The following is a 19,982-nucleotide window of genomic DNA, read 5'->3' as shown; positions in this document are numbered from 1 at the left end:
GAATGCTCCCTCTGATCATGGCTGCCGCACGTCGCGCGTCCGAGGTATATCGCGACTCGGGGGCTAAGGGGCGCGTCGAGCAAGAAGGCTACACGCGCGTGGACCCCTTCCTTATTGCGGGCAAAGAGCGCGTGCCGGTGCTACTGAGGCCGCTGGACAAGCTCCTAGGTGCGTTCATCCGGGACGATGCGTCCGGGATACTGATCAACTCCGAGCGATCCGCTGGACTGATCCATATGACCTGCGCCCACGAGTTGGGCCACTACTTTATGGGCCATGACTCCACTGCGGACGATTCATTAGACTATGGGCCTCAAGCGGCTCGCCATGAGCTGGAAGCGGACTGGTTTGCCTACCAGCTCATGGTCCCTCGGGCATTGCTGGCGCACGTGATGCGCCGCAAGGGCTGGACCATGCAATCGCTGGCGGACCCGCGGCTCCTCTATCAGCTGTCGCTCCGGCTTGGCATCAGCTATACGGCGGCGGCGTGGTCTTTGGCCCGCCACAAACTGATGGCGCCTGCCGAGGTGAAGCGGTTGATCAACGTCCAGCCTTTGGCCATCAAAGAAGAGCTGCTTGCCGGCCAGGCGTTCGATGCGCGCAAGGAGGTCTGGCTGCTGGATGAGCGCGATCGCGACAGCGTGTTGGAACCTCGCGCGGAGGACCGGATAGTCGTGCGCTTTAGCAGCCACGCGAGTGCGGGTTACCTCTGGGCGCTGGACGAACTGGCTTCGGAAGGTTTTCAGATCCGGCCGACTCGTGCGTCAAGCAAAGAGGGGATCTCAACCGACTCCGTGTTTGGCGGCCCCACCACCGCTGAGTTCCTGCTTGCGCATGACACGGCCGGAGTCAACGACAGCCCCGCCGTGCTTGCGATGGAAGAAGTACGACCATGGGCGAAGGAAACGCCGGCGAACACCTTTGAGGCCAGGACCTCGTTCGAGAACATTGCCCCCGGGCTGACAAGCATCGCCAAACAGCAGCTGCTCCGGGAGAGTCCGACCGCGTGACGATCAAGGAAGAGGTCATTCTTGCGCAAGCCAGGTTCCCCGCACGCGATCAAGGGCTTCGGCCGACCTGCATTGCGTTCGCCTTGGCTGAATTGAATCTCGACGCCGCAACCGGCGTTGAAGCTCTCAGTCCGGAGTACGCCTATCAGGGCGCCGCCTGCCTCGTTCCCTCGTGGTTGCCTGGAACCGGCGTTCCCTTGGATGCCGCATTGCGCGCGACGTCCAATGGACAGCCGGTGGAATCGGATTTTCCCTACCAAGCTGTAGAGCCTGTCGCGCCAGTGCCTGCTCCGCCCAGCACCTTTGACCTGCATGGCGGTGGCGTCGCTATGCTGCCTTTGGATGCCGGAGTCATCTGCGCGATGCTGTGTGAGCATCGGCCGGTAGGGATCGGCCTACGACTCACCGAAAGCTTCTACATGCCTGTCGATGGCGTAGTCACGTTCGAAGCCGCGGCCCTCATGCCAGTGGTCCTGCATGCGGTCGCCATCGTTGGTCTCGGCTGGAAAGACGGCGAAGCACATTTTCTGATTCGTAACAGCTGGGGACGCGGCTGGGGTCAGTATGGGGTTGCCTGGATATCGGTAACGTATGTTCGCGAGCATGCACTCTGCGCTTTTGGAGCCTGACACATGGCTAAGCTGTTTTGTTCGGAGAGGATAGTTCCCGCATGGTTGAGCGCTGTTGGCAGTTTGGCCGCGGCGCCAGGGCGCACCGACCGGAACTTCGTTCTCGAGATCACATCTCCGTCGACGCTCACCGCAGACGACGTCGCGGCCATCAATGCCGTCGACGCAGAGCTTCGCAAGACGGATGACGGAATCGGGGTGTACACCGTTGCTGCGACCATCTTTCCACAACGGATGTATTTGCGTCACGGGCGCCCCGACTTCTATGGACAATTTTTCGCGGCCATGAAAAAAGGCAAGAAGCCGGGAACTTGGGGGACGTACGCGATGCGCATGATGGAGCGGACCCACCCGCGGACCAGAGAGACGATCAATCCGCTTGAGGTCATCGTCACCAAGTTTCAAAGGACCAGGGCGGGGACCAAATATCAGGCCGCCTACGAACTGGGCCTGCATGAGGTGGCCGATGTGCTGGACAACGAGATCGGCGGAGAGCTGCCAATCTACGGACCTACAAGCGACGGCGGACGCGCCACTAACATCCCTTGTCTAAGCCATCTCAGTTTCAAACTCGACCGCGCACGCGAGGCGATTGACCTCACGGCCGTCTATCGGTCCCATCATTATGGACGTCGTGCGGTAGGGAACCTGATCGGCTTGAGCCAACTGCAGTCGTTCGTGGCAACCGAGTCCGGACATACGCCGGGCGTGCTGACCTGCGTCAGCACCTTGGCGCATCTCGACGTGGAGGCATTCGGTGGCGTAGCAGCCACCAATGCGCTCCTCACGCGCGTACTGCTCACAACAGCCTAGATGAGCGTAGCCTGCGTTGCCCGTCTCACGGCACTGTCGGGCAGCTTATACAGTTGCTGCATCCCTTCTCTGAACTCTCTGACGCCTCCATAGCTCGGATGCCTAATGGTGATCACCTTCACGCCGAACCGCCGCGCGTACTGCGCCGCATCCTGTCCGATCGCAACAATCTGACGGATATTCAGCCAAGCAATGAGCGCGTTGTTAAGCTCGTCAACCTGGTCGAGTTCTCGCGCCGTGAAACGTCGGTTACTGAACGGGTTGTTAGGCTCATGCGGATGGAAAGGGAAGACATTCCACAGCAGCGGGGGCGTGTCGATCACCCGAAGCACCGCCCAGATCTCAGCGGCGGTTCGCTCCGCAACGGCGGGTCCGCGTGTAGCCTGGCGTGACTGGCACCCTGGATACCGCTTCGCAATTTCCGGCAAGTGGTACTCGTCGGTCAGCGCCAGCCCCGTGCGTCGTCCACCCCGATAACCCAGATCCCGGCCCATCCAGATCGTGTCCACGCCGATGTCGGCGGACGCGGCCAAGTATGTGCGCAGGTTACGTCGACGCGACTCGGCGGCATCGGCGCGATCGTGCACAGCGCACACGTCCGCGTAGGGATTGAAGACGTTGTCCAGGCTGAATGCAGCCAGCGCCTTTACAAAAGCAGCGGGAGTCATGGTTGAGCCGGGTGCGGGCGGAAAGTCAGCGCATGCTGATTCATGTCAATGGTGACTATTCCACCACGATGCTGTCGCAGCAGACGAAACACCTCGAAGCCCTTGAGGATCGCCAGTTCCCATTGCCAGAGCTTGCAACTTTCGACCTCATAGCCTTCGATCATGTTCTGGATCTGCTTGAGCAGACTGTAATCCAGCTTGCCAACCTCGATGTTCTCATACAAGCCAAACCGCCGGGCGTGATTGAAGATCCAAGTCGCAATGCCTTCTTCGATGATCATGGCCCGAGCGCCATCCTCGTTCTCATCAATGCGCGGATCTGACTTCCGCTTACGCTTCAGAAGGCCCCTGATGACCGGCGACCATCCAAGGTAGGCAATGTACGCGAGGTGGAAGACATCGTGGAACCGGTAGTGGTCCTCCTCATTGCTGTTATCCGTCAGCCGATCGCCGATGAACACGCCTTTGAGGCTCTGCACGACATAGCCGTCGCGTTCGATGAACTCGATGTCGAACGTGCGGGGAAACTGCTCGTACTCCGGGAAGCGCTTGTCGGAATCAAAGAAGGCCGGATACACCTTTTCGTCACCCGGCCAACGGCTGGAAATCTTGTCCAGGTTGCTCCGCGCGATGTCTTCTGTGCGCAGATCGAAACACCCACACGTAATAGCCCATTCCGCGAACAGAATTCCAAAGTGCTCGCGCAACGCAGGAGGGCTCATTGCCTCGAATTTCGTGATCGTGATGCTGGCCATGTTTCCGGCCGAATGGGCTAGGGTTCCCAACTGCTGGATCCGATCTAGGCCCCAGCCTTCCCTATAAGTGTCGAGCAGGGCGTCGATCTGCCGGAAGGTGACTGGCAACACCGCGGGACGGTCATTATCACCGAAGCGTTGCCGCAGCCGCCGGAGGCAGTGTTCACCCAGGTCGTCAGCGGAAACGCCAAGCAGATGGGCGGTACTGACCAGGTACCACAGGGCGTCGCCGAGCTCCTCGGCCGCCAGGGCGCTTTGCGGTTCCGTGAGTTGGTCCCGACCAGATTTCTTGACCGCCGCCAGCAGTCCGCCGATCTCTCCAAAGTAGCCGAAGCGAAGGTTGTCGAACTCCTCCGGATTGTTCTCGAATCGGTTGGTTCGCCGTGCCTTCAACAGGTACTCGGGCAGCGAGAGCGGCTGAGGCTGGGGCAGTGCAGGTGTCATCTGCAGTCCTTCGGGAAGATGGGCTCTACGGCAACACGGCCTAAGTGCGACGGCTCAGCTCGAAGCGAACCCGCTTACAGCAGGCAATCAAAGTCGCGCGGTCGGCGTCAATCGCCCCTATTCGCAACGCCCTAGAGCGTACGGCTACAGTGACATCGTAGTGGGGGTAGCGACCGCGATCTTGAAACCAACGTCGCTGCAAACCGAGGCGGGCTGCGAAGTCATGGAGCTCCTCCAGAGTGTCGGCGACCATGTGGCACCACTCGCGGCCCCTCCAGCGAATCGCTTCTGAATCAACGTAGACCGCCATATGTAGCCAGCTTGCAAATAATATGCAAATATTTAGCACATATGGCCGAACGGTTCAAGACTCCTGACGATGCGACACGGCTTGGAGCGCGGATGCGCTCGGCCCGGAAAAATAAGGGCTATACGTTAGTATTCGTGGCGACGCATACCGGCGTGGATGCCGGGCAGCTCTCAAAACTGGAGCGCGGCCAAATGGCCACGGTGTCGGAAAATGTGCAAAAAATATGCACATACTTGCAGATTCCAGCGACCACGGGAAATCCTCCGCCAACGCGTGCCGGGAGCTTGCTGGATGAACTGGTTGCCAGCCTACCTGGCAGCGAACCGGCCGTTGCAAGGCTCGTGACTGCAATCCAGGAAATGGTCTTGAGTGTCGCCGCACATTGCGCACATAAGAAGGACGACTGAAGGGCCATGGTGAGCTTCTTGAATCGCCCAGGTTTCGTCGGCGCTTCCTTCTCAAGCTTGGATAACCTTCGATTGGTTATGTGGCGCCGTCGCCAAAATGCCGCGTGAAATAGTCAATCATTTCGCTTGCCTGCGATCCGGATCGGAGACACTTCTGTTCGGCGAAGTCACTCGAGGGCAGGTAGTGAATGAGTTGGTCCGCGGCATAAAGCGACAGCACCTCACCAGGATCCAGCACACCTTGGCGCTGACCGGTCAATGTGTTTACCGCCTCAACTGCCGCCCCAACCAAGACATCTGCGATTTGCACCGCCGGACTGGTCTTCGAATCAACCTGGACGACTGACGTCAGCTTGAGTGGGAACCTGAGGCGAGCAATTTTGCTGTGTATGAATTCAGCGTTTTCTTTGTGGTCGATGTAACGCCGCAGCAACTCATGATACCTGCGGAGGTTCTCTGATTGATCGTGGCGAGCTTCATATGGCCCACCAGACTGAACTTCCATGCGCGTAATTAAAGCCTGTAGGAGCACCAAGGCGGCGTCAGTCGAGACGCCAGGCGTGGCTATCGCTCCGAGGCACTCAGGAGCTGCCAGCGCTAGAGGCCCAAGCGCCTCGCGAAGCTGATTCCAGTCCGCTGCCCGAACTGCCTCAACAAGCGTCCTAAGGGCTGGTGGCGACTTTTCCTTGGTCGCCCGCTGAAATGCCGCGAGGATCTGATCGAATGCGCCAGGTCCGAAAAGGGTCGTCCCAACCCTCCAGAGCAGCGACGCAAGCGAGAAGTTCTGTCCGTCTTCGTAAAAATCCATCTGTCGCTTAAAGTAGAACGGCTCGACGGCGTAATCTAGGAACATCAAGATCAAAAGAAAGCGCTTGTCCGCCACGCAGGTAGTGCATTTGAACTGCGAGAGAACTATGCACTGAAGTTCAATGAGCGGCTTTCGATAACTTTGCCGTCGGGCGAGCGACTGGTATTTCAACTCAGGCGCTTGTAGTCGAGGAAAGAATTCCTTGATCAGGCGCGCCGCTTCGTCATCCGATATAGAAACGGCACTCGTACCCTGAAACCGCTGCTCGGGGTTCAACAGGTCGTAGCCGGTGAAGCCGCTTTCATCGATGTGGAAGTATTCCATCTCGCGCTTGATGATTGATTGCCTATAACTGGATCACAGTCTACCTATCCCTATGGCAAATCTGACATAGCGACATATTTACCCTCCAGCGCTGGGCGTGCGCCCTCCACCCCAGGCGGAACTGTCGGCACCCGGATGACCAGGGCATGGTCCTCAGGAGCCGCCCGCGCCTTAATGGCAAATTCGTCTCGCCACTGTTGCGGCGCTCCGCTAAGAACTCGCTCTCCCCGTAATGAAATCTGGAAGAGGCCACAAGCCGTGCAGTTGAAATATTTGCATTTGTCGTAATCCACTAGATAGAACACTGCAGATGTTGCACATAGTGGGCAGTCCTGCTTCGTTGTTTCTTTCATCGCAACTCCTAACAGCGGATCAGGATCATTGAGAAAACGAAAGAACAATGACAAACCCGAATGGAAGCAATGCGACCAGCGTCAAGACCCCAAGGCAGCCAGAGCCACGCACCGATCCGGCGTGCTGATTCCGCTCCCGGGGCGGTTGAGATTGAAGCCATTTCGCATGACAGCTCGGACAGTAGAATTTTGTCTTACTGTTGCGCCAAGCTTCAATGGTGCGGGCGTTGTGACGCGAAACCCCTTTGCAGCGTGAGCACCTAAAAATATTATCGGTAGGCCTGCGCTTGGAAAAAATTCTTGCCCCTAACGCAACGAGCGCGATCGCTACGACACCAATTCCGAAGAGAATTTCAGGCGACACGGAAGTTCCTCCCTGATTAGCGCAAGTTAAACCCGATCCCGCTATTGGCGCTAGTGCGACTCCACAATCCCAATGACCTTGTCAAAACGACGGTGCAACAGATCGTCCCCGTCTATCCAGAACGTGGCCTGGCCGCCGTCGCCGAACTGGAAATCAATGGAGTAGTCGTTTGCGAGTTGAAGCAAGCACAGCATCTCGCTCCGAGGCCTGGGCACGTATCCGTGCAGTAGTTCGGGGTGGCCAAGCATCTGATTAATTCGCGCTCGCAACCGCCAGTTGTGTCCGCCGACAGGATGAGAGTGTCGGCTTTGCTCAATGGGCAGGTGAGCCGCTTCTAGGTCGCGGTACAGCGCGTCCGGTATCAATTCCGCAATGCTCGCCGATCCGCCAGCGAGCGCGATAGTGTGGCGGATGCCCGCGGTGATGATTCGTCCCAGGTAGTAGCGTGAGATGCCATCCTCGTCCTCTGCTCCAACCAGCCCGAGCAGCCAGGCCCGGAACTCGCTTCTGTCCTTATCTGAGGGCACTTGGTCCCAACCGATCTCAGCGGCACGATGTACCCATCCCAATACATCGTCACCCGGAAGGCTGATGCCACGTCGGCTGGTGCGATGTCGTCCAACGGCTCGCGCGATTCGGTCAACAATCACTCCCGCTTGCGGAAAGTCATCATCCAGCCCCAAGTGAGCTCTCGGAAACGCTTTGCCAGCCCCCACGGGAACCTCCCACTGAGGAAGCCAGTCGAACTTTGTTGGCACACCCGCTGCGCCGACCACCGACCCAACACGCAACTCAGCCACCCTGCGCGCGTAGTAATCGCCTACGCGCGGCGGCTCAGTTTCTAGGGACTCATAGTCGGGCCATGTGTCCATGCGACAGGCCAGCAATGGCCATGCCGGATGTACGGTAGGGCCCGGCTCACCGGGAAGTCGCCAATCTGGCCACGGATAGTCATCGGTGACCTCGGCGCCGAGCATCGGTTCGATATCGTCCGGCGGTGCGCGTAACGGGGTGTCATGCGGAACATTGGGTGCGTAATGCACGCGGATGCTGTTGTGCGGCTGTTCTCTATCCCAAATCTGCTCCTCCGCGTTCACCGCGAAGAAGAACAGCACTCCCTCTGCGGGAAGTCGTGGGTCGATTCGGGGCAGTTCGGCGCAGTCGATCTGCGCGAGGAAGTGCATCGCCATCCGCTGGCCGTAGTTCACCCCGTAAGGCCAATCGAACGATGCTGGTAGCGCCGGCAAACCGCCCTGGCGGCTCCGAATCCCGCACCCATGGATTGGGGGATAGGGTCGGCGGAGCAGAATTCCCGGCTTGCGGTGGGACCACAAGAACTCATCCAGTTCCGCGAGTCTGTGCGGGTCGCGATGTAACGCGTCGACAAACTGCTCCGGGTCAGCGTAGGCCGGGCCAGGAATAAGAGGGCTGGACATGGGGCACTCGCATCAGTCCTTGATGGGCGACAGCTTACTCCTCCAGCCAATCGGCGTGGGGCAGCAGATCCTCGACGTAAGGGATGAGGTCGCCCACTTCGCATTCCAGGGCCGCCGCGATCTTCACCAGCGTCTTGACGTTCGGCGCGATCTTTCCGGTTTCGATTAGCCCCAGGTGAGCTCGGTCTAAAGGGATCGCATGCGCCAAATGGTCGCCGCTTAGCCCCCGCTCCCTCCGCACCTCTCTAATTTGGGCGCCAATCATCTTAAGCAGTTCATCCGGCTCTTTGCGGCGCTTGGATGCGACAGCCTTCGCCCGCTTCGCGGCAGCCCGTACTTTCGGCGCAGCAGGCGTCTCTCGCTTCGTGGGCGCCCGTACTTTCGGCGCAGCTGCTGTCGCCCGCTTCGCGGGCGCCCGTGACTTCGATGTGAAGGACTTCTTGGACATATCCAAGAAGCTAGAGAGAAGCGTGTGTGAATACCTCGGCAGCCCTCACCCGGTGATTCCTCACCTAAGACTATAAGATATTGATCTTATTGACTTATATCGTGAATAGTCGCCGTATGCGGCTACACGATTGGACCGGTGCTGCAACCAATGCGCTTACTAAATAGAACAAAAATCACACATCCCCGCGACGAAGTGAGCCATCCCATCCCCATCAGATTGCGGCTCGATGGCGGGTCAGAAAAATCCTACAGAGCACGAAAATGTGCGTTTAGTCACATCCTGCTTTGCGTCATCGAAACGCACGAAAAGCCTAAATTTAAGCCATCCAATCAGCATTTAGCTACGCCGAGGCTTTGTCACTTAGTGCAAAGGCTCGGACTTCTTGGATTTTTCCCGTATCGACATTCACGCGAGCGCCGGGCAACACTACCTGCGTCGTACCCCAGGCCGGAGGCCGAAGCTCTCAAGAAAAGGAATTTTTCATGAAGTACATCGTTGCAGACGACGAAACGTCGATGCGGCTGCTGGTATCCGAACTGATCAAGTCGCAATTTGGATCGCCGCCCGAAGATGTTTGGCAGTGCGCAACGGGGGATCAGCTTCTGGAGATCGCACTTCATCCGGAGTACGCCAGCGCCATCATTGTGACGGAGCTGCTGCTGCCGGGACGGTACCGGCGGCTCGATCTGGTAAAGGAGTTGAGACGAAGCGCTCCGTTCGCAAGGGTGATTGTTCACACCCGCTATAAGAGCCCACATCTCGCACAAGAACTGATCTTCCATGCTGTTCATGGCTACGTCTTTAAGACTAGTCCGACCATTTGGCTGAAGTGGGCGATTGCTAACGCGATCCGCGGTGATCGATTCATTGATGAAACGCTGGACACAACAAACAACCTTAGTAGCGACTGGTGGGACCTAACGGTTCGAGAAAGCGATGTGGTTATAGCGTTATGCAGGGGCTGGCCGATGGCCAAAATCTGCTCGCGGTTCGAGATGAAGAAGAAGACGGTATCAGCGCACAAGTGCTCAGCGAGGGAGAAGTTGAGTGTCACCGAAGACGCTGGGCTCACGGCATATCTCTACGCGAACGGACTGGACTACCTGATGGATGAGTAAGGCCTTCCGCAATGGACTGTCGCGTGACGCCAATGACAAAGGCGGCGAGGCCGGTCGCCAGATCCATCTCAGCATTCACAAAAAGGACGTGGAGTCAGTATGAAGAATCGCAGCAGAGTCAATCGTTGCTCCGTCAGGGGGGCTGCAATCTCGGTAGCGTTGACGGTCGGCTTGTGGGCCAACCAGGCTGGCGCACAGATGATCGTGAACGATCCAAAGAACACTGTGGAGAGTATGAAGCAGCTTCAGGAAATGAAGCGCTCCTATGACAAGCTCAACGATCAGTACAAGGAGCTGCAAAAGCAGTTCAATCAGCAACTTGTCAATGGCATGTCATACGTCGGCCGTGACGGCGTGAAGGTCAAGCTGGATCGGCGCCCGTTGGGCTACGGCGTCATGGAGCGCTGCACAGACATCAAGAATCCGGGGCCGAAGCAGAAGGAACTATGCACGGCGCTGGTGCAAACCCAGAACCGACAATTCAACGCCATGGTCGATCTCCAAGAGCTGACCGAGGCTCGCGAGGGCGAGTTGAAGGACGTCTACAAGGAAAGAGCCGGCATCAAGCCGGACGAAGCCGGACGTCTTCAGGCGAACAACAACCGTTTGTTGTCATTCCAAGCTCGAACTCAGGTGGATCTGCAGAACGCACAAAACATACTGGAAGCTTACGGCGGTCAGGTGCGAGTGCTGGAACAGGAACATTCGAAAGCCGCACAGGCAGTTATTGAGGGCGAGCAAACTGGTAGCAAGATCGACCTCAAGAAGCTCGCACAAGGCGGCATGCGAGCGGCTGCGCTGAAGGCAGCCTTCGAAGTGGCTAAGCGGCGCGAACGTTGATTAGTGGCAGAACTACTTAAACGGAATTTTCGACATGTTTGATTTGTTCTCGGGCGGTCTTACGGGCAGCCTTCATCTGTTGCGAGCTGGCATCCCCGATGGCATCGACAGCCTCGGGTTCTTCGCGCTGTTCAAAGATTTTCTCGATGGCGAAATCACCGAGTACTCGCGCAATCTACTGCGGCGCGTCGGAACGTTGGTCGCTGTAGGTGTCACCCCGCTGGTGACGCTGTGGATTTTTTACCAGGGCTTCCTGCGCGTGACCGGGCAGTCGCACGGTTCGATGGCGGCTCTGAAAGTTGAAGCTACTAAGATTGTTCTGATCGTAATGATCTGCGGCGCCGCCGCCAACTTTCAAGCGTCAATCTATAAGTCGTTGACGGATGGCGTCAGTCAGGTCATCAACTACGCGATCACCGGCGACGACAAGACCACTGTCTACGATGACATCGACGAAGCCCTCGCCTTGATGCAGCTAGCAATCAGCAGTATTGACATGCTCGACGTAGGCGATAACCCAGTTGCGCTCAAGAAGCGCGATCAAGCCAGTCTGATTGCCGGACTCGGCGTGGGAGGCCCAGCAGTAGTCGGCGGGTGCCTCCTGATCCTGAACAAGTTCGTGATCGCGATGCTGCTCGGAGTTGGCCCCTTCTTCGTCCTTTGCCTTATTTTCAAGCAAACGGAAGGACTGTTCAAAGGCTGGCTGAACTCCCTTCTAGGATCGTTGATGGCGATGGCCTTTCTAAGCGTCGCAGTTACGCTTGCTATGGATATAACGCTCGCGCTCGCTGGAGGGTTCTGGGCGGCCGAAGGACTATCACGACTGCTCGGCATGGGTACCGCATCCGAAGGTATTAATGGCGTCGTGCAGATGCAAGGAATCCTGGGACTAGTCCTCACGACTCTCATTATGGGCGCGCCGCCAGCGGCAGCGATGTTGTTCAGGGGTCTCCTCGCGAACTTCAATCCGTACTCGACGATTGCTGGTCCAATCGGCGGGAGCGGTGGCGGCTCCTCAGCATCACCGCCGGCGGGCAGTTCGCACTATCCAGGACCCGGTGTCGGAAGCGCCCCCCCGCCGCGAGCGCATCACGGTACGGTTCAAGACAGCGAAGGTTTCAACCCCAATAAGATCCGACCCGCTTGATTTAGCTAAGGAGCATCACATATGACGATCGCCCGCCTCGTTTCCATTGGCCTGTTCCTGCTCCCGCTCTGTGCCCCAAACGTGGCATTAGCAGAGGGCGACTGCCCCCCCGGGTTCTACCGCTATACCAATCCTGGCCATCCGGGGAACTGCGTCCCAATTCCCCAGACCCGTGAGCAGCAGACCGGTCCCAAGTGGCGCGAAACGTGGGGAGCGATCGCGATGGACCATGAAACAGGATCAACTGGCGTGACAGTGAAAGCTAAATCGGAGCGTACCGCCCGAAAGGAGGCCACTGACCGCTGCAAAAAGGAAGGCGGCACGAACTGCCGAATCGCGCTGACTTACGCGAATCAATGTGCCTCGATAGCTGGCCCCAAAGAGGTTACGGGGAGGAGGTCTGGCTCGATCATCGCCGCAGCTAACGAGTATGAAAGCGAGCGTTTGGCGTTGGAGAGCTGTGAGGCCAAGGGAGGTGAAAAGTGTGAAATCTTTTATACGGACTGCTCACCCCCAATGCTCATACATTAATCCGATTACGAACCAAGCATCAACAACGATAATTTGGCACGTTTTCAACGCACATAGAGACCCGCCATGGAAGTCAAAGCGCTAAACCCGGATCATCGCGTGTGGCTCGGCGATGGTAAATCAATTGATGGATTGGCTATCGCCGCGCCCGCCGCAATGGTTATGTCGATTGTAACTCTGATGATTGCGGTGAAGTTTCGGGTGAGCGAGATGTTAGTCGTGTCATGGCTTGCCGCCGCAGCTTCCTTGGGGGGCCACGTGTGGTTTGCGCTTCTCCGGACCCGCCTGGTGGTGGCACTTTATCAGTATCTATTTGTCCGATGGGGCAACACTCGGCTTGAAGAGCTAGTGCCGGTTCGTCGCCGCGCTCGCGGTCTAACCGTCGGCGCTATCGGCTCCTGGACTTTAGTGGTCATGCAAGGACTGACACTGCTATCTCTCAGCCTGGCTTATACCTACCCAGAAGTGATCCCTGTTTACGCCGTTGTGCTAACGGTGTCTTGTGCCTATTCGACTGCATTCATTTATGCACGTAGGGCGTTGATGAGTGAAGTCGAGCTCCTACGCGATCTTGCCCCTGCCTGCGAAGCGCGGCTCTAGCGGACGCAACTCTTTAACGCGCTCTACCGGCGCCAATGCATGGACGAAATGAAGTGAGCAAGCGACTGACCACACTTACTGCAACACTTGTCTGCGCAATGCTCGCTACGAGTGGATGTTCAAATAGATCGGAAATTAAGATGCCCGAGTACAAACAGAATCCGACCCCCGCTCAAGTTTTCGATTTGACCATTACCGTCGATAAAGCCCCAGGGCCATTTCTTGTGGTTAAGGGAGTGATGCAATACGACATCACCAACATGGACTGCCTTCCTCCTGCCGACTTCTTTTCCGGGGTCCAGACGACTCCGACTTCGATCTTCCTTCCGATTGCCCTGAAAAAGATCAAAAGCAACACCTATGAAGGCCGCGTTTCGATGGACGGAGTGCTTAACGATGACTATTTCGGCCATGGACTATGTCGCATCAAGGCAACAGCTTCGACGATCCGTTTCCAAGCCTCAGACGCTAAATCCGACACCCAGTTTTTCGCCCGAATGTACGCGGATGACATCGAGACGAATCCGCAGAAGACGTCATACCACTGGCGAGGTCTTTACCCGAAGCAACAAAGAGTCGATGGCTATCCCGATCATGGGTTGGCTAGTCCGGATGAATTCAAGGAATCGCTGCGGAGCGATTTGTTCAGCATAACAATCGCGGCCAGGAAGGTAGCCCCATGAGCACTACGACGCAGCAATATGCAAACCTCGCGCAAGATGCATATCGTAGTCCCGACCTCAGCAACCCCAAAGAGCAAACTGTTGTCCTTGGGGGGGTCGAGTACAACATCCTTGCCCATGTTGATAAACCATCGGGCTACCAAGGCACGATTTACCAGCGCGTCGATTCCAAAGAAATCATTGTTGCCCATCGCGGTAGCGAGTTCGATACCCAGCCTTTTAAGGACGGCGTGTTCGCCGATGGCGGAATGGTCGCAAAGCGTGCCAACGCTCAAGCAGCCGATGCGCTTGAGTTTACGAAAGAAGCCATCGAGCTGGCCCAAGACCAAGCAAAGTTAAGCGGCCGGGAACCGCAGGTCACCGTAACCGGGCACTCCCTCGGCGGCTGCCTTACGCAGATCACCGCAGCGAAGCTCAACCTCAACGGGGAGGCCTTTAACCCCTACGGCGCCGTTAGCTTGGGCCTTAACATCCCCGAAGGCGGTAATCAGATCGTCAACCACGTGATGGCCGGTGACGTAGTCAGCGCAGCGAGCAAGCACTTTGGAAAAGTGCACATGTACGCGGAGCCCGTCGAACTGAATGTAATGAGGGCGGCGGGTTACGAGGACAACGGCAGTCAGTGGGACATCAGAAATCCGGTCAAGGCGGCGGTCACAGGCGGGGACTCCCACCGGATGCATCACTTTCTCGATGTTGATGGAAATGGCCAGCGAGACCGATCGATACTGTCGCAGCCGCACGCACGCGAACTCGCCGATCAGCACAGGCCGATGTTCGATAAGTACCGCGGGGACATCGAGAATATCCGCGGCGGGGTCTCTGTCGGCGCTTCAAGCATCCGCGGTGCTCAGGGCATCGCTGACGAGATCGGCAGGCTCCTTCCCGATAGACCGGCAGAGAGCCCTTTCAAGGACGCGCACGGCGCGCTGCCTGCGTCGGAGCAGCGCGCAATCGATCCGCGCAATCCAGACCATCCGAACCACTCGATGCATAGCACGCTCCATGCCGGTATTGAGCGTGAATTCGCCCAACAGGGGCTTCCGCTGAACGAGACCGCCGAGCGCACGACAGCGGCGCTATTGGTGAACTCGCGGCAAGCGGGGCTGGAGCAGATCAACCATGTTGTCGCAGGCCGCAGCACGCCGACCGGCACGGACCTTTTCGCCGTGCAGGGCGAACTGACTGACCCTGCGCACAAGCGCGCTCAGGTCAACACCGAGGTCGCGGCCCAGATCCCCGTCGAGAAATCCTTCCAGCAGCTGGCTGCCGTCAATCAGCAGCAGTCGCTGACGCAAGATCAGCAAAGCCAAGAGCAGACCCGAGCCCAATCGGCTCGCACCGTCTAAGCAACTTTCCTTCAACCTGACCTCAGCCGCACCGCCCCGCAAGGGGCGGCCAGGAGCGCTTTGTGTCCCGATCTTTGTTCCCACCGACTATGCATTGGATGCTGCCACCTTGGCTTCGTCGGTTTTTTCCTTCCCGAGCTGCCGGCCTCAACCGTATTGCCGGCCTCTACGAAACCAAGTTCGCGATCGCGCGCGGGCGCTCTTACGACTGGGGACTGCGGCCCCCGCGCTTTGACCCGCAACCGGTCCGCTATGCCACGGCTCACACCATCGACGCCGTGCGGCGTCACCTGTCTCGCGCATTGGGCCACCTGAGCGAGGATGTGGTGCGGACCCAGCGCTTCGGATTGTTGAGCTTGGTCCGTGATGTTCTGGAGACCGAGTTCCGCGCCCCACTGGCGTACACGCTGGGCTTTGTCCATCAGGACGGGCAACGACTTTGCCACACCTCGATCGAAGGACTGGAGCAGATGCTTCGCACCGGCATCGCGCCGGGCGCGCGGCTCAGCTTGCACGCGTGGCTGACCTTGCCGAGCCACGAAATCATCGACGCCACGTTCTGGGCGGTGTTGCCGGGATTCGCCAGCATCGAAGAGCGTCAGGCGCGTGGATTGTTCCTGCACCCGGATCAGATGCTGGGGCGTAGCTACCACCCGCAGTGGGTGGGCGAAGGTTTTGCTCGGAAGGTTGGGATTTTGAAGGAGTACGAAGGGTGGTAACCGGCACTGTCGTGATCTTTGAAGCCGTGCATCTAGGCACGCTGGACTGGCGGGTATCGGTCAACGGCTCGACCGACCATGTTCCGTTCGCGAGCCGAGACACTTGTATCGCCGCCGCAAGCGCCCGCGCTCGCCTTCACCACATCAGTCACGGCGTGACCACGGAAGTCTGGGCGCCGACTTATAACCGAGAATCGGAATGCATCGTGCGTTACATGACCCCGTCCGATCTGGAAGAAATGCTCCGCCGATCTGTTCCCGAGTCCCAGCTTCGCGAAGCCAGCTATGCCTACGGCCCGCTGTTCCCCATTCGTGAGTAACGGCCGCATGCTCGTTCTAACGAGAAAGCCCTGTGAGGCAATCAAGATTGAAGAGGATATCGAAGTCCGCGTGTTCCGAGTGCGCAACGGCGATGTTCGCTTCGGACTCACCGCCCCTCGCGACGTACTGATTCTTCGCTCGGAGCTTCTGGATGACTCCCGGCAAGCGAAGATCCCGTGCCGTGCGAAGCGGGGAAAGAACGTCGCTCACCGCGCCCGCCCCCGGCCGGTTGAGCGCTAACGGCGGTGGAGGCAGGAACCCGCCGGCCAATGGGGGCCGGCGGGCTGAAACGCCAAGTACCCACACTCTATTTCTTTGGTCGCACATCATGGTCCATGTAGAACCCCTAATTTGTCGGCATCTCGGACCCGATTCTGGCTGGAGGCGCGTCGCGTTCATGGCGTGGTGCTGCGAGCCGATGTTGCAGAACTACCTGATCTATCACAACGACACCGGCCTAGGGTCACCTCAACTGCTCCGCGAGGGCTTGGACTTGATTTGGGGTGTCGCTCGCGCCGACATCGCGTTCCCCAAGTCTCGGCACGTCATATCACTTAGCCGACAGCAGAAGCCAGGGTGGCTGCACGGATCGAAACCCTACGCGCGATCGGCGGACGAAGCATGTTTCGGCATCCACCACACTTTAGTTTCGATGCGCTCTCCAACCCTGTCGGATGCACTGGACGTGAGCGACGCGGCTATCTACTCCATCGAGATTCAAGACCGCAACCAGTTGCCGATCACCGCCGAGCAGTTGTGGGATCGCGAACGGCGTGTTCGATCGGAGCAGGCGCGACAAGTTCGGTGTCTGGAGCGCTTGTCGGCAGCACCGGATGCGGATCGAAGCAAGGTCGTCGCTGGTTTACGCAAGAGGGCCATGCGTACTAAAGCAAGCCTTCAACGCGCCGGGGCCGGAACCTCGCGCAGACCGACAACTTCCGACGCGATGAATCGCGCGGTCTAAATCGCAAGGCATGGAGCCCCGCCTATGAAACGCCTCAGCTCAATGATCGCGCAGATGCTGCACGACGCACCGTGTTGGAAACGCGTGACCTTTATGGCGTTCTGCTGTGAACCGATGGTATCGAATTATCTGATCTATCGAGCAAAGGCCAACCGGGGCAGTGTCGCAGTCCTCAAAGACGCGCTTGACGTGGCGTGGGCATTCGCCGCTACGGGCGAACTTGGAGCGGCGGAGCAACACATTGCTCCCTGCAGCCGCCAGTCGCCGGACTGGATAGACCGAAACGCGCTCTATGCACACGGGGCCGCCGACGCATGCATGGCGGTAACCCATCTCCTTGGCTGCGTCGAGGCACCGTCGCTTGAGGACGTGATTGACTCGTCCGACAGCGCGCTCTGGACACTCGCGACGCTAGTACCGGACGACGCGCTACCCGAGCCAGAACGCCTCAACCAGGCACGATTGATAGACGCCGAAATAGCGCGCCAATCGAATTGTTTGGCTCGGCTCGAGCAAGCGGGACAGGAACGCGACGCCGCACTGGTAAGAACCTTACAGCGCGAATCTGAAGAAAGCCCCCCGAGTCTTACTTTAGTACGGCCCTACGTTGCGAATTCGCAAGCGGCACAACTGTCTGCGCACGTTAAGGCCGCGATATGACCTTACTGCCAATCGAATCGCCGCCACTGCCCGGACTGGAATCGACATCGGCGCGCTGTCACCGGCCACGCCGCTCAGGGCTCACCTCAACGCGGAACCTCGCGCCTAACCATTACGACGAATCTTTTGATGCCGAAGAAGCCGGGAGGATTGGGTCGCAACTGAGGCGGCCGAGGTTGAACTGATACACAAATCGCCCGGGCTATTCGATCTGCGTTGCAGGCCTGATCACCCAACAAGCGAGCGAGCTCAGCACGGGTACTGCACCTGACCAAAGCAAAGGACCATAAAAATGCAACAACTGTCACAGGAAGAGATGGAGCTGATTGCGGGCGGCATCAACACGCATGATTGGGGGACCTACTCTGTATTCGCGCCTTCATTCAGCGACTACATCGGTTACACCTACATATGGAATGATCCGTTCACTTATGACGTGACCGACGGCTATTACTACACTGACACCGGCGGCGGTGGCTCCAGTGATCCAGGCGTGCCGCTGTGTCAGGCACCGGACGATTTTAGCCAGAGTGCGTACACCGACCAACTGGCTGCTCAGTACCTCCGTGAGATCAAGCAACTGGACTGGAACAACAAGGAGTACCTGCAAGTCATCTATCGAGACAAGTGGGGCTCGCTGCGGATCAGCTCGCGTGCGGCAGGCGGTGACACGGCATCGCTGGACCTGCAGTTCGAGGGCATTGCGCCAGCTCAGATCGTTGGGATGATTCACAACCATCCGGTGAGTGTCTACGGAGGCCATCCGACCATCGAGCAGATCAATCGACATCCTTCAAAGAACGATTGGGATACCGCTGACAAGCTCGTTGCGGCTGGGGCCAATCCGACCCACCTGGACCTGTTTGTCGTGGACACCCAAGGAAAACTACGCTCCTATCGCTACACGGATAAAGCGACGTTCGATCCACCCACCCAGTACACACGGGATGGCGTAACAATTTCCCCCTACCTGCAACCTGAATACTGCCCATAAGGAACTGCGCATGAAGGTCCTGCTACCGATTTTTCTATTTGCCGCATTGGGCGCCACGTCCGGCGCTCATGCTCAACAACTCACCGTGAGCAACTACACGCCCGCTCCCGCTGTGACGAACGTGACGACGTTTCGCTGCGGGAAAGCGGCTGATGCGGCCAGCGGTGAGGTTCGCATCGAGCATACGTTTGACGGCAGTCGGCGAGCGAACTCGATTGCGTCCGTCGTCTTCGACAAAAGCGCTGTGTCGAAGAACCTCTTGGCAAAAATGAACAGCCGTGTCGGGTCGAAAACGATACTTGGCGTCAGTGCTGAATGTATCGGCCGATCAGTGCGGCTCGCCGTGACTCTGTGGGGTAGCGGGGCCAGTCAGCCGAGCGCGATGGATTCGTTCCTGATTATGAAGAGTGACGCTGGCTCAATCGAGATTCGCTGAGCCCCTGGGAGGGGTGAAGCCCCTCCCAGTTTTCCCTTGCAATGCATCCACGGACGGAGTGCCAATGATTCGTGCCTACCGCACACCAGTTGATTTGCCCAACCCGGCGATGCTCGCCGAGCCTGTGGCGCGCAGATGGCGAGCCCTCGATGAGAGGGTGAGTGAGATCGGGCTGGCCCGTACAAAATCGCCGCTTACCCACAGTTGGTTTTCGAAGGCGGGAGCGCGCGCCAGGCATCCGCTTTCGCATCATGCAGAGCAACAGCATGGCCCCATCCACCTGCGCCGCGACGGCGACAAGCTGGAGATCGCCGCCGCAGGCGCGGTTGCGTCGCGACTGACACGTGCTCTAGACCGATCGGATACGGCGCAGCTCGTGGCAATCGCTATTGAAGCGGCGGATCGAGCCGGCGTTACCGGCGCAAGGTTGAGGTCCAGCGCGGCGGGGACCACTCCGGACCGGAAAGCGCGTGTGATCATGTTCTTGCCGACATCCGCCATTGCCCACCGTCTGAGTACGCTGGCCGCGTACGCCAATCTTCCTGCTCTCCCCCGATCGCTACGTGCGATTGCACTTCAGGCGGCGTGGCTAAATCTCCATCCACTGGCGGACGGTAACGGTAGGACCGGCCGGATTCTGCTGAACAGTCTGCTATGGGGAGACGACGCCGGCAGCGCTCTGTACCTACCGCTGTACGGCCTTAGATCGCATCTAACGTATAGCTACGAACTTGCGCTGCGCTCTGCCGAGTTGCATGCACGTTGGGAGCCGCTGCTGGAACTGTTCGAAGGGCTTGTCGATACATACCTGGAAGCACTGCGACATAACGAACGTCCCGAGGTCTGAC

Annotated in this window: 23 protein-coding genes; 18 read left to right on the top strand and 5 right to left on the bottom strand. The window is 58.3% G+C overall.

Annotated elements, in window-relative coordinates; all coding sequences use genetic code 11:
- Positions 1 to 2 precede the first annotated feature (2 nt).
- The 3 genes from J7J50_RS02170 to J7J50_RS02160 are packed head-to-tail and all read left to right on the top strand — an operon-like array spanning position 3 to position 2,452.
- Positions 3 to 1,010: an ImmA/IrrE family metallo-endopeptidase gene (locus tag J7J50_RS02170; RefSeq protein WP_215063150.1), complete on the top strand. Its 1,008-nt coding sequence runs from the start codon at positions 3 to 5 to the stop codon at positions 1,008 to 1,010.
- Positions 1,007 to 1,639 (top strand): C1 family peptidase, encoded by a 633-nt coding sequence (locus tag J7J50_RS02165; RefSeq protein ID WP_215063152.1) that lies wholly within the window; start codon positions 1,007 to 1,009, stop codon positions 1,637 to 1,639. The genes J7J50_RS02170 and J7J50_RS02165 overlap by 4 nt, the downstream gene beginning before the upstream one ends.
- Before the next feature lie 3 nt (positions 1,640 to 1,642).
- Positions 1,643 to 2,452, top strand: a complete 810-nt coding sequence (locus tag J7J50_RS02160; RefSeq protein WP_215063154.1) for a hypothetical protein — start codon at positions 1,643 to 1,645, stop codon at positions 2,450 to 2,452.
- Here the strand turns inward: J7J50_RS02160 and J7J50_RS02155 are convergent.
- The gene (locus tag J7J50_RS02155) at positions 2,449 to 3,120 is read right to left on the bottom strand and encodes a uracil-DNA glycosylase (RefSeq protein ID WP_215063156.1); all 672 of its coding nucleotides are present in this window, start codon (positions 3,118 to 3,120) and stop codon (positions 2,449 to 2,451) included. The two genes, J7J50_RS02160 and J7J50_RS02155, sit on opposite strands and share 4 nt — an antisense overlap.
- Entirely contained in the window at positions 3,117 to 4,319 is a 1,203-nt protein-coding gene (locus J7J50_RS02150) for a nucleoside triphosphate pyrophosphohydrolase family protein (RefSeq protein WP_215063158.1), read from the bottom strand. The genes J7J50_RS02155 and J7J50_RS02150 overlap by 4 nt, the downstream gene beginning before the upstream one ends.
- A 351-nt stretch (positions 4,320 to 4,670) precedes the next feature.
- Between J7J50_RS02150 and J7J50_RS02140 the strand changes: the two genes are divergently transcribed.
- Entirely contained in the window at positions 4,671 to 5,036 is a 366-nt protein-coding gene (locus tag J7J50_RS02140) for a helix-turn-helix domain-containing protein (protein ID WP_215063162.1), read from the top strand.
- A gap of 76 nt (positions 5,037 to 5,112) precedes the next feature.
- On the opposite strand, the gene J7J50_RS02135 is transcribed toward J7J50_RS02140, so the two are convergent.
- From J7J50_RS02135 to J7J50_RS02125, 3 genes are all read right to left on the bottom strand, one after another.
- Entirely contained in the window at positions 5,113 to 6,168 is a 1,056-nt protein-coding gene (locus J7J50_RS02135; protein WP_215063164.1) for a DUF3800 domain-containing protein, read from the bottom strand.
- A 767-nt stretch (positions 6,169 to 6,935) separates the two neighbouring features.
- A complete protein-coding gene (locus J7J50_RS02130; protein ID WP_215063166.1) occupies positions 6,936 to 8,321 on the bottom strand; it encodes a DUF1963 domain-containing protein in 1,386 nt (461 codons plus the stop codon).
- A 34-nt stretch (positions 8,322 to 8,355) separates the two neighbouring features.
- On the bottom strand, positions 8,356 to 8,769 hold the full coding sequence (locus tag J7J50_RS02125; protein WP_215063168.1) for a helix-turn-helix transcriptional regulator: 414 nt from the start codon (positions 8,767 to 8,769) through the stop codon (positions 8,356 to 8,358).
- Between the two features lie 485 nt (positions 8,770 to 9,254).
- Between J7J50_RS02125 and J7J50_RS02120 the strand changes: the two genes are divergently transcribed.
- The 14 genes from J7J50_RS02120 (at position 9,255) to J7J50_RS02050 (ending at position 19,981) form a co-directional block, all read left to right on the top strand.
- Positions 9,255 to 9,890, top strand: a complete 636-nt coding sequence (locus J7J50_RS02120) for a LuxR C-terminal-related transcriptional regulator (RefSeq protein ID WP_215063169.1) — start codon at positions 9,255 to 9,257, stop codon at positions 9,888 to 9,890.
- Between the two features lie 99 nt (positions 9,891 to 9,989).
- Positions 9,990 to 10,730, top strand: a complete 741-nt coding sequence (locus tag J7J50_RS02115) for a hypothetical protein (protein WP_215063170.1) — start codon at positions 9,990 to 9,992, stop codon at positions 10,728 to 10,730.
- A 34-nt stretch (positions 10,731 to 10,764) separates the two neighbouring features.
- Positions 10,765 to 11,877 carry a type IV secretion system protein gene (locus J7J50_RS02110; RefSeq protein WP_215063171.1) on the top strand — a complete coding sequence of 371 codons (1,113 nt, stop codon included), beginning with the start codon at positions 10,765 to 10,767 and terminating at the stop codon, positions 11,875 to 11,877.
- 21 nt (positions 11,878 to 11,898) lie between these two features.
- Positions 11,899 to 12,408 (top strand): DUF4189 domain-containing protein, encoded by a 510-nt coding sequence (locus J7J50_RS02105; protein ID WP_215063172.1) that lies wholly within the window; start codon positions 11,899 to 11,901, stop codon positions 12,406 to 12,408.
- A gap of 66 nt (positions 12,409 to 12,474) precedes the next feature.
- Positions 12,475 to 13,008, top strand: a complete 534-nt coding sequence (locus tag J7J50_RS02100) for a hypothetical protein (protein ID WP_215063173.1) — start codon at positions 12,475 to 12,477, stop codon at positions 13,006 to 13,008.
- A gap of 140 nt (positions 13,009 to 13,148) precedes the next feature.
- Positions 13,149 to 13,691, top strand: a complete 543-nt coding sequence (locus J7J50_RS02095; RefSeq protein WP_215063179.1) for a hypothetical protein — start codon at positions 13,149 to 13,151, stop codon at positions 13,689 to 13,691.
- The gene (locus tag J7J50_RS02090; RefSeq protein ID WP_215063181.1) at positions 13,688 to 15,040 is read left to right on the top strand and encodes an XVIPCD domain-containing protein; all 1,353 of its coding nucleotides are present in this window, start codon (positions 13,688 to 13,690) and stop codon (positions 15,038 to 15,040) included. Before J7J50_RS02095 ends, J7J50_RS02090 begins: the two co-directional genes overlap by 4 nt.
- 98 nt (positions 15,041 to 15,138) lie before the next feature.
- Positions 15,139 to 15,759 (top strand): hypothetical protein, encoded by a 621-nt coding sequence (locus J7J50_RS02085; protein ID WP_215063183.1) that lies wholly within the window; start codon positions 15,139 to 15,141, stop codon positions 15,757 to 15,759.
- Complete coding sequence (locus J7J50_RS02080) at positions 15,753 to 16,079, top strand: hypothetical protein (protein ID WP_215063185.1); 327 nt, start codon at positions 15,753 to 15,755, stop codon at positions 16,077 to 16,079. Before J7J50_RS02085 ends, J7J50_RS02080 begins: the two co-directional genes overlap by 7 nt.
- 152 nt (positions 16,080 to 16,231) lie before the next feature.
- Positions 16,232 to 17,044, top strand: coding sequence for a DUF416 family protein (locus J7J50_RS02070; RefSeq protein ID WP_343222420.1), 813 nt, complete (start codon positions 16,232 to 16,234; stop codon positions 17,042 to 17,044).
- Between the two features lie 24 nt (positions 17,045 to 17,068).
- Positions 17,069 to 17,704 (top strand): DUF416 family protein, encoded by a 636-nt coding sequence (locus tag J7J50_RS02065; protein ID WP_215063192.1) that lies wholly within the window; start codon positions 17,069 to 17,071, stop codon positions 17,702 to 17,704.
- 292 nt (positions 17,705 to 17,996) lie between these two features.
- Complete coding sequence (locus J7J50_RS02060; RefSeq protein WP_215063195.1) at positions 17,997 to 18,698, top strand: hypothetical protein; 702 nt, start codon at positions 17,997 to 17,999, stop codon at positions 18,696 to 18,698.
- A gap of 10 nt (positions 18,699 to 18,708) precedes the next feature.
- Positions 18,709 to 19,134 (top strand): hypothetical protein, encoded by a 426-nt coding sequence (locus tag J7J50_RS02055; RefSeq protein WP_215063197.1) that lies wholly within the window; start codon positions 18,709 to 18,711, stop codon positions 19,132 to 19,134.
- 64 nt (positions 19,135 to 19,198) lie between these two features.
- Positions 19,199 to 19,981: a Fic family protein gene (locus J7J50_RS02050; RefSeq protein WP_215063199.1), complete on the top strand. Its 783-nt coding sequence runs from the start codon at positions 19,199 to 19,201 to the stop codon at positions 19,979 to 19,981.
- Position 19,982 lies beyond the last annotated feature (1 nt).

Source organism: Lysobacter sp. ISL-50, from assembly GCF_018612875.1.
Lineage (GTDB): Bacteria > Pseudomonadota > Gammaproteobacteria > Xanthomonadales > Xanthomonadaceae > Lysobacter.
This window is presented reverse-complemented; position numbering and strand designations above follow the sequence as displayed.

Excerpts from the sequence above, each read along its gene's own strand:
- J7J50_RS02170 (WP_215063150.1), top strand. The coding sequence starts at position 3 with ATGCTCCCTCTGATCATGGCTGCCGCACGTCGCGCGTCCGAGGTATAT.
- J7J50_RS02160 (WP_215063154.1), top strand. The coding sequence starts at position 1,643 with ATGGCTAAGCTGTTTTGTTCGGAGAGGATAGTTCCCGCATGGTTGAGC.
- J7J50_RS02155 (WP_215063156.1), bottom strand. The coding sequence starts at position 3,120 with ATGACTCCCGCTGCTTTTGTAAAGGCGCTGGCTGCATTCAGCCTGGAC.
- J7J50_RS02150 (WP_215063158.1), bottom strand. The coding sequence starts at position 4,319 with ATGACACCTGCACTGCCCCAGCCTCAGCCGCTCTCGCTGCCCGAGTAC.
- J7J50_RS02140 (WP_215063162.1), top strand. The coding sequence starts at position 4,671 with ATGGCCGAACGGTTCAAGACTCCTGACGATGCGACACGGCTTGGAGCG.
- J7J50_RS02135 (WP_215063164.1), bottom strand. The coding sequence starts at position 6,168 with ATGGAATACTTCCACATCGATGAAAGCGGCTTCACCGGCTACGACCTG.
- J7J50_RS02130 (WP_215063166.1), bottom strand. The coding sequence starts at position 8,321 with ATGTCCAGCCCTCTTATTCCTGGCCCGGCCTACGCTGACCCGGAGCAG.
- J7J50_RS02125 (WP_215063168.1), bottom strand. The coding sequence starts at position 8,769 with ATGTCCAAGAAGTCCTTCACATCGAAGTCACGGGCGCCCGCGAAGCGG.
- J7J50_RS02120 (WP_215063169.1), top strand. The coding sequence starts at position 9,255 with ATGAAGTACATCGTTGCAGACGACGAAACGTCGATGCGGCTGCTGGTA.
- J7J50_RS02115 (WP_215063170.1), top strand. The coding sequence starts at position 9,990 with ATGAAGAATCGCAGCAGAGTCAATCGTTGCTCCGTCAGGGGGGCTGCA.
- J7J50_RS02110 (WP_215063171.1), top strand. The coding sequence starts at position 10,765 with ATGTTTGATTTGTTCTCGGGCGGTCTTACGGGCAGCCTTCATCTGTTG.
- J7J50_RS02105 (WP_215063172.1), top strand. The coding sequence starts at position 11,899 with ATGACGATCGCCCGCCTCGTTTCCATTGGCCTGTTCCTGCTCCCGCTC.
- J7J50_RS02100 (WP_215063173.1), top strand. The coding sequence starts at position 12,475 with ATGGAAGTCAAAGCGCTAAACCCGGATCATCGCGTGTGGCTCGGCGAT.
- J7J50_RS02095 (WP_215063179.1), top strand. The coding sequence starts at position 13,149 with ATGCCCGAGTACAAACAGAATCCGACCCCCGCTCAAGTTTTCGATTTG.
- J7J50_RS02090 (WP_215063181.1), top strand. The coding sequence starts at position 13,688 with ATGAGCACTACGACGCAGCAATATGCAAACCTCGCGCAAGATGCATAT.
- J7J50_RS02085 (WP_215063183.1), top strand. The coding sequence starts at position 15,139 with ATGCTGCCACCTTGGCTTCGTCGGTTTTTTCCTTCCCGAGCTGCCGGC.
- J7J50_RS02070 (WP_343222420.1), top strand. The coding sequence starts at position 16,232 with ATGACTCCCGGCAAGCGAAGATCCCGTGCCGTGCGAAGCGGGGAAAGA.
- J7J50_RS02065 (WP_215063192.1), top strand. The coding sequence starts at position 17,069 with ATGAAACGCCTCAGCTCAATGATCGCGCAGATGCTGCACGACGCACCG.
- J7J50_RS02060 (WP_215063195.1), top strand. The coding sequence starts at position 17,997 with ATGCAACAACTGTCACAGGAAGAGATGGAGCTGATTGCGGGCGGCATC.
- J7J50_RS02055 (WP_215063197.1), top strand. The coding sequence starts at position 18,709 with ATGAAGGTCCTGCTACCGATTTTTCTATTTGCCGCATTGGGCGCCACG.
- J7J50_RS02050 (WP_215063199.1), top strand. The coding sequence starts at position 19,199 with ATGATTCGTGCCTACCGCACACCAGTTGATTTGCCCAACCCGGCGATG.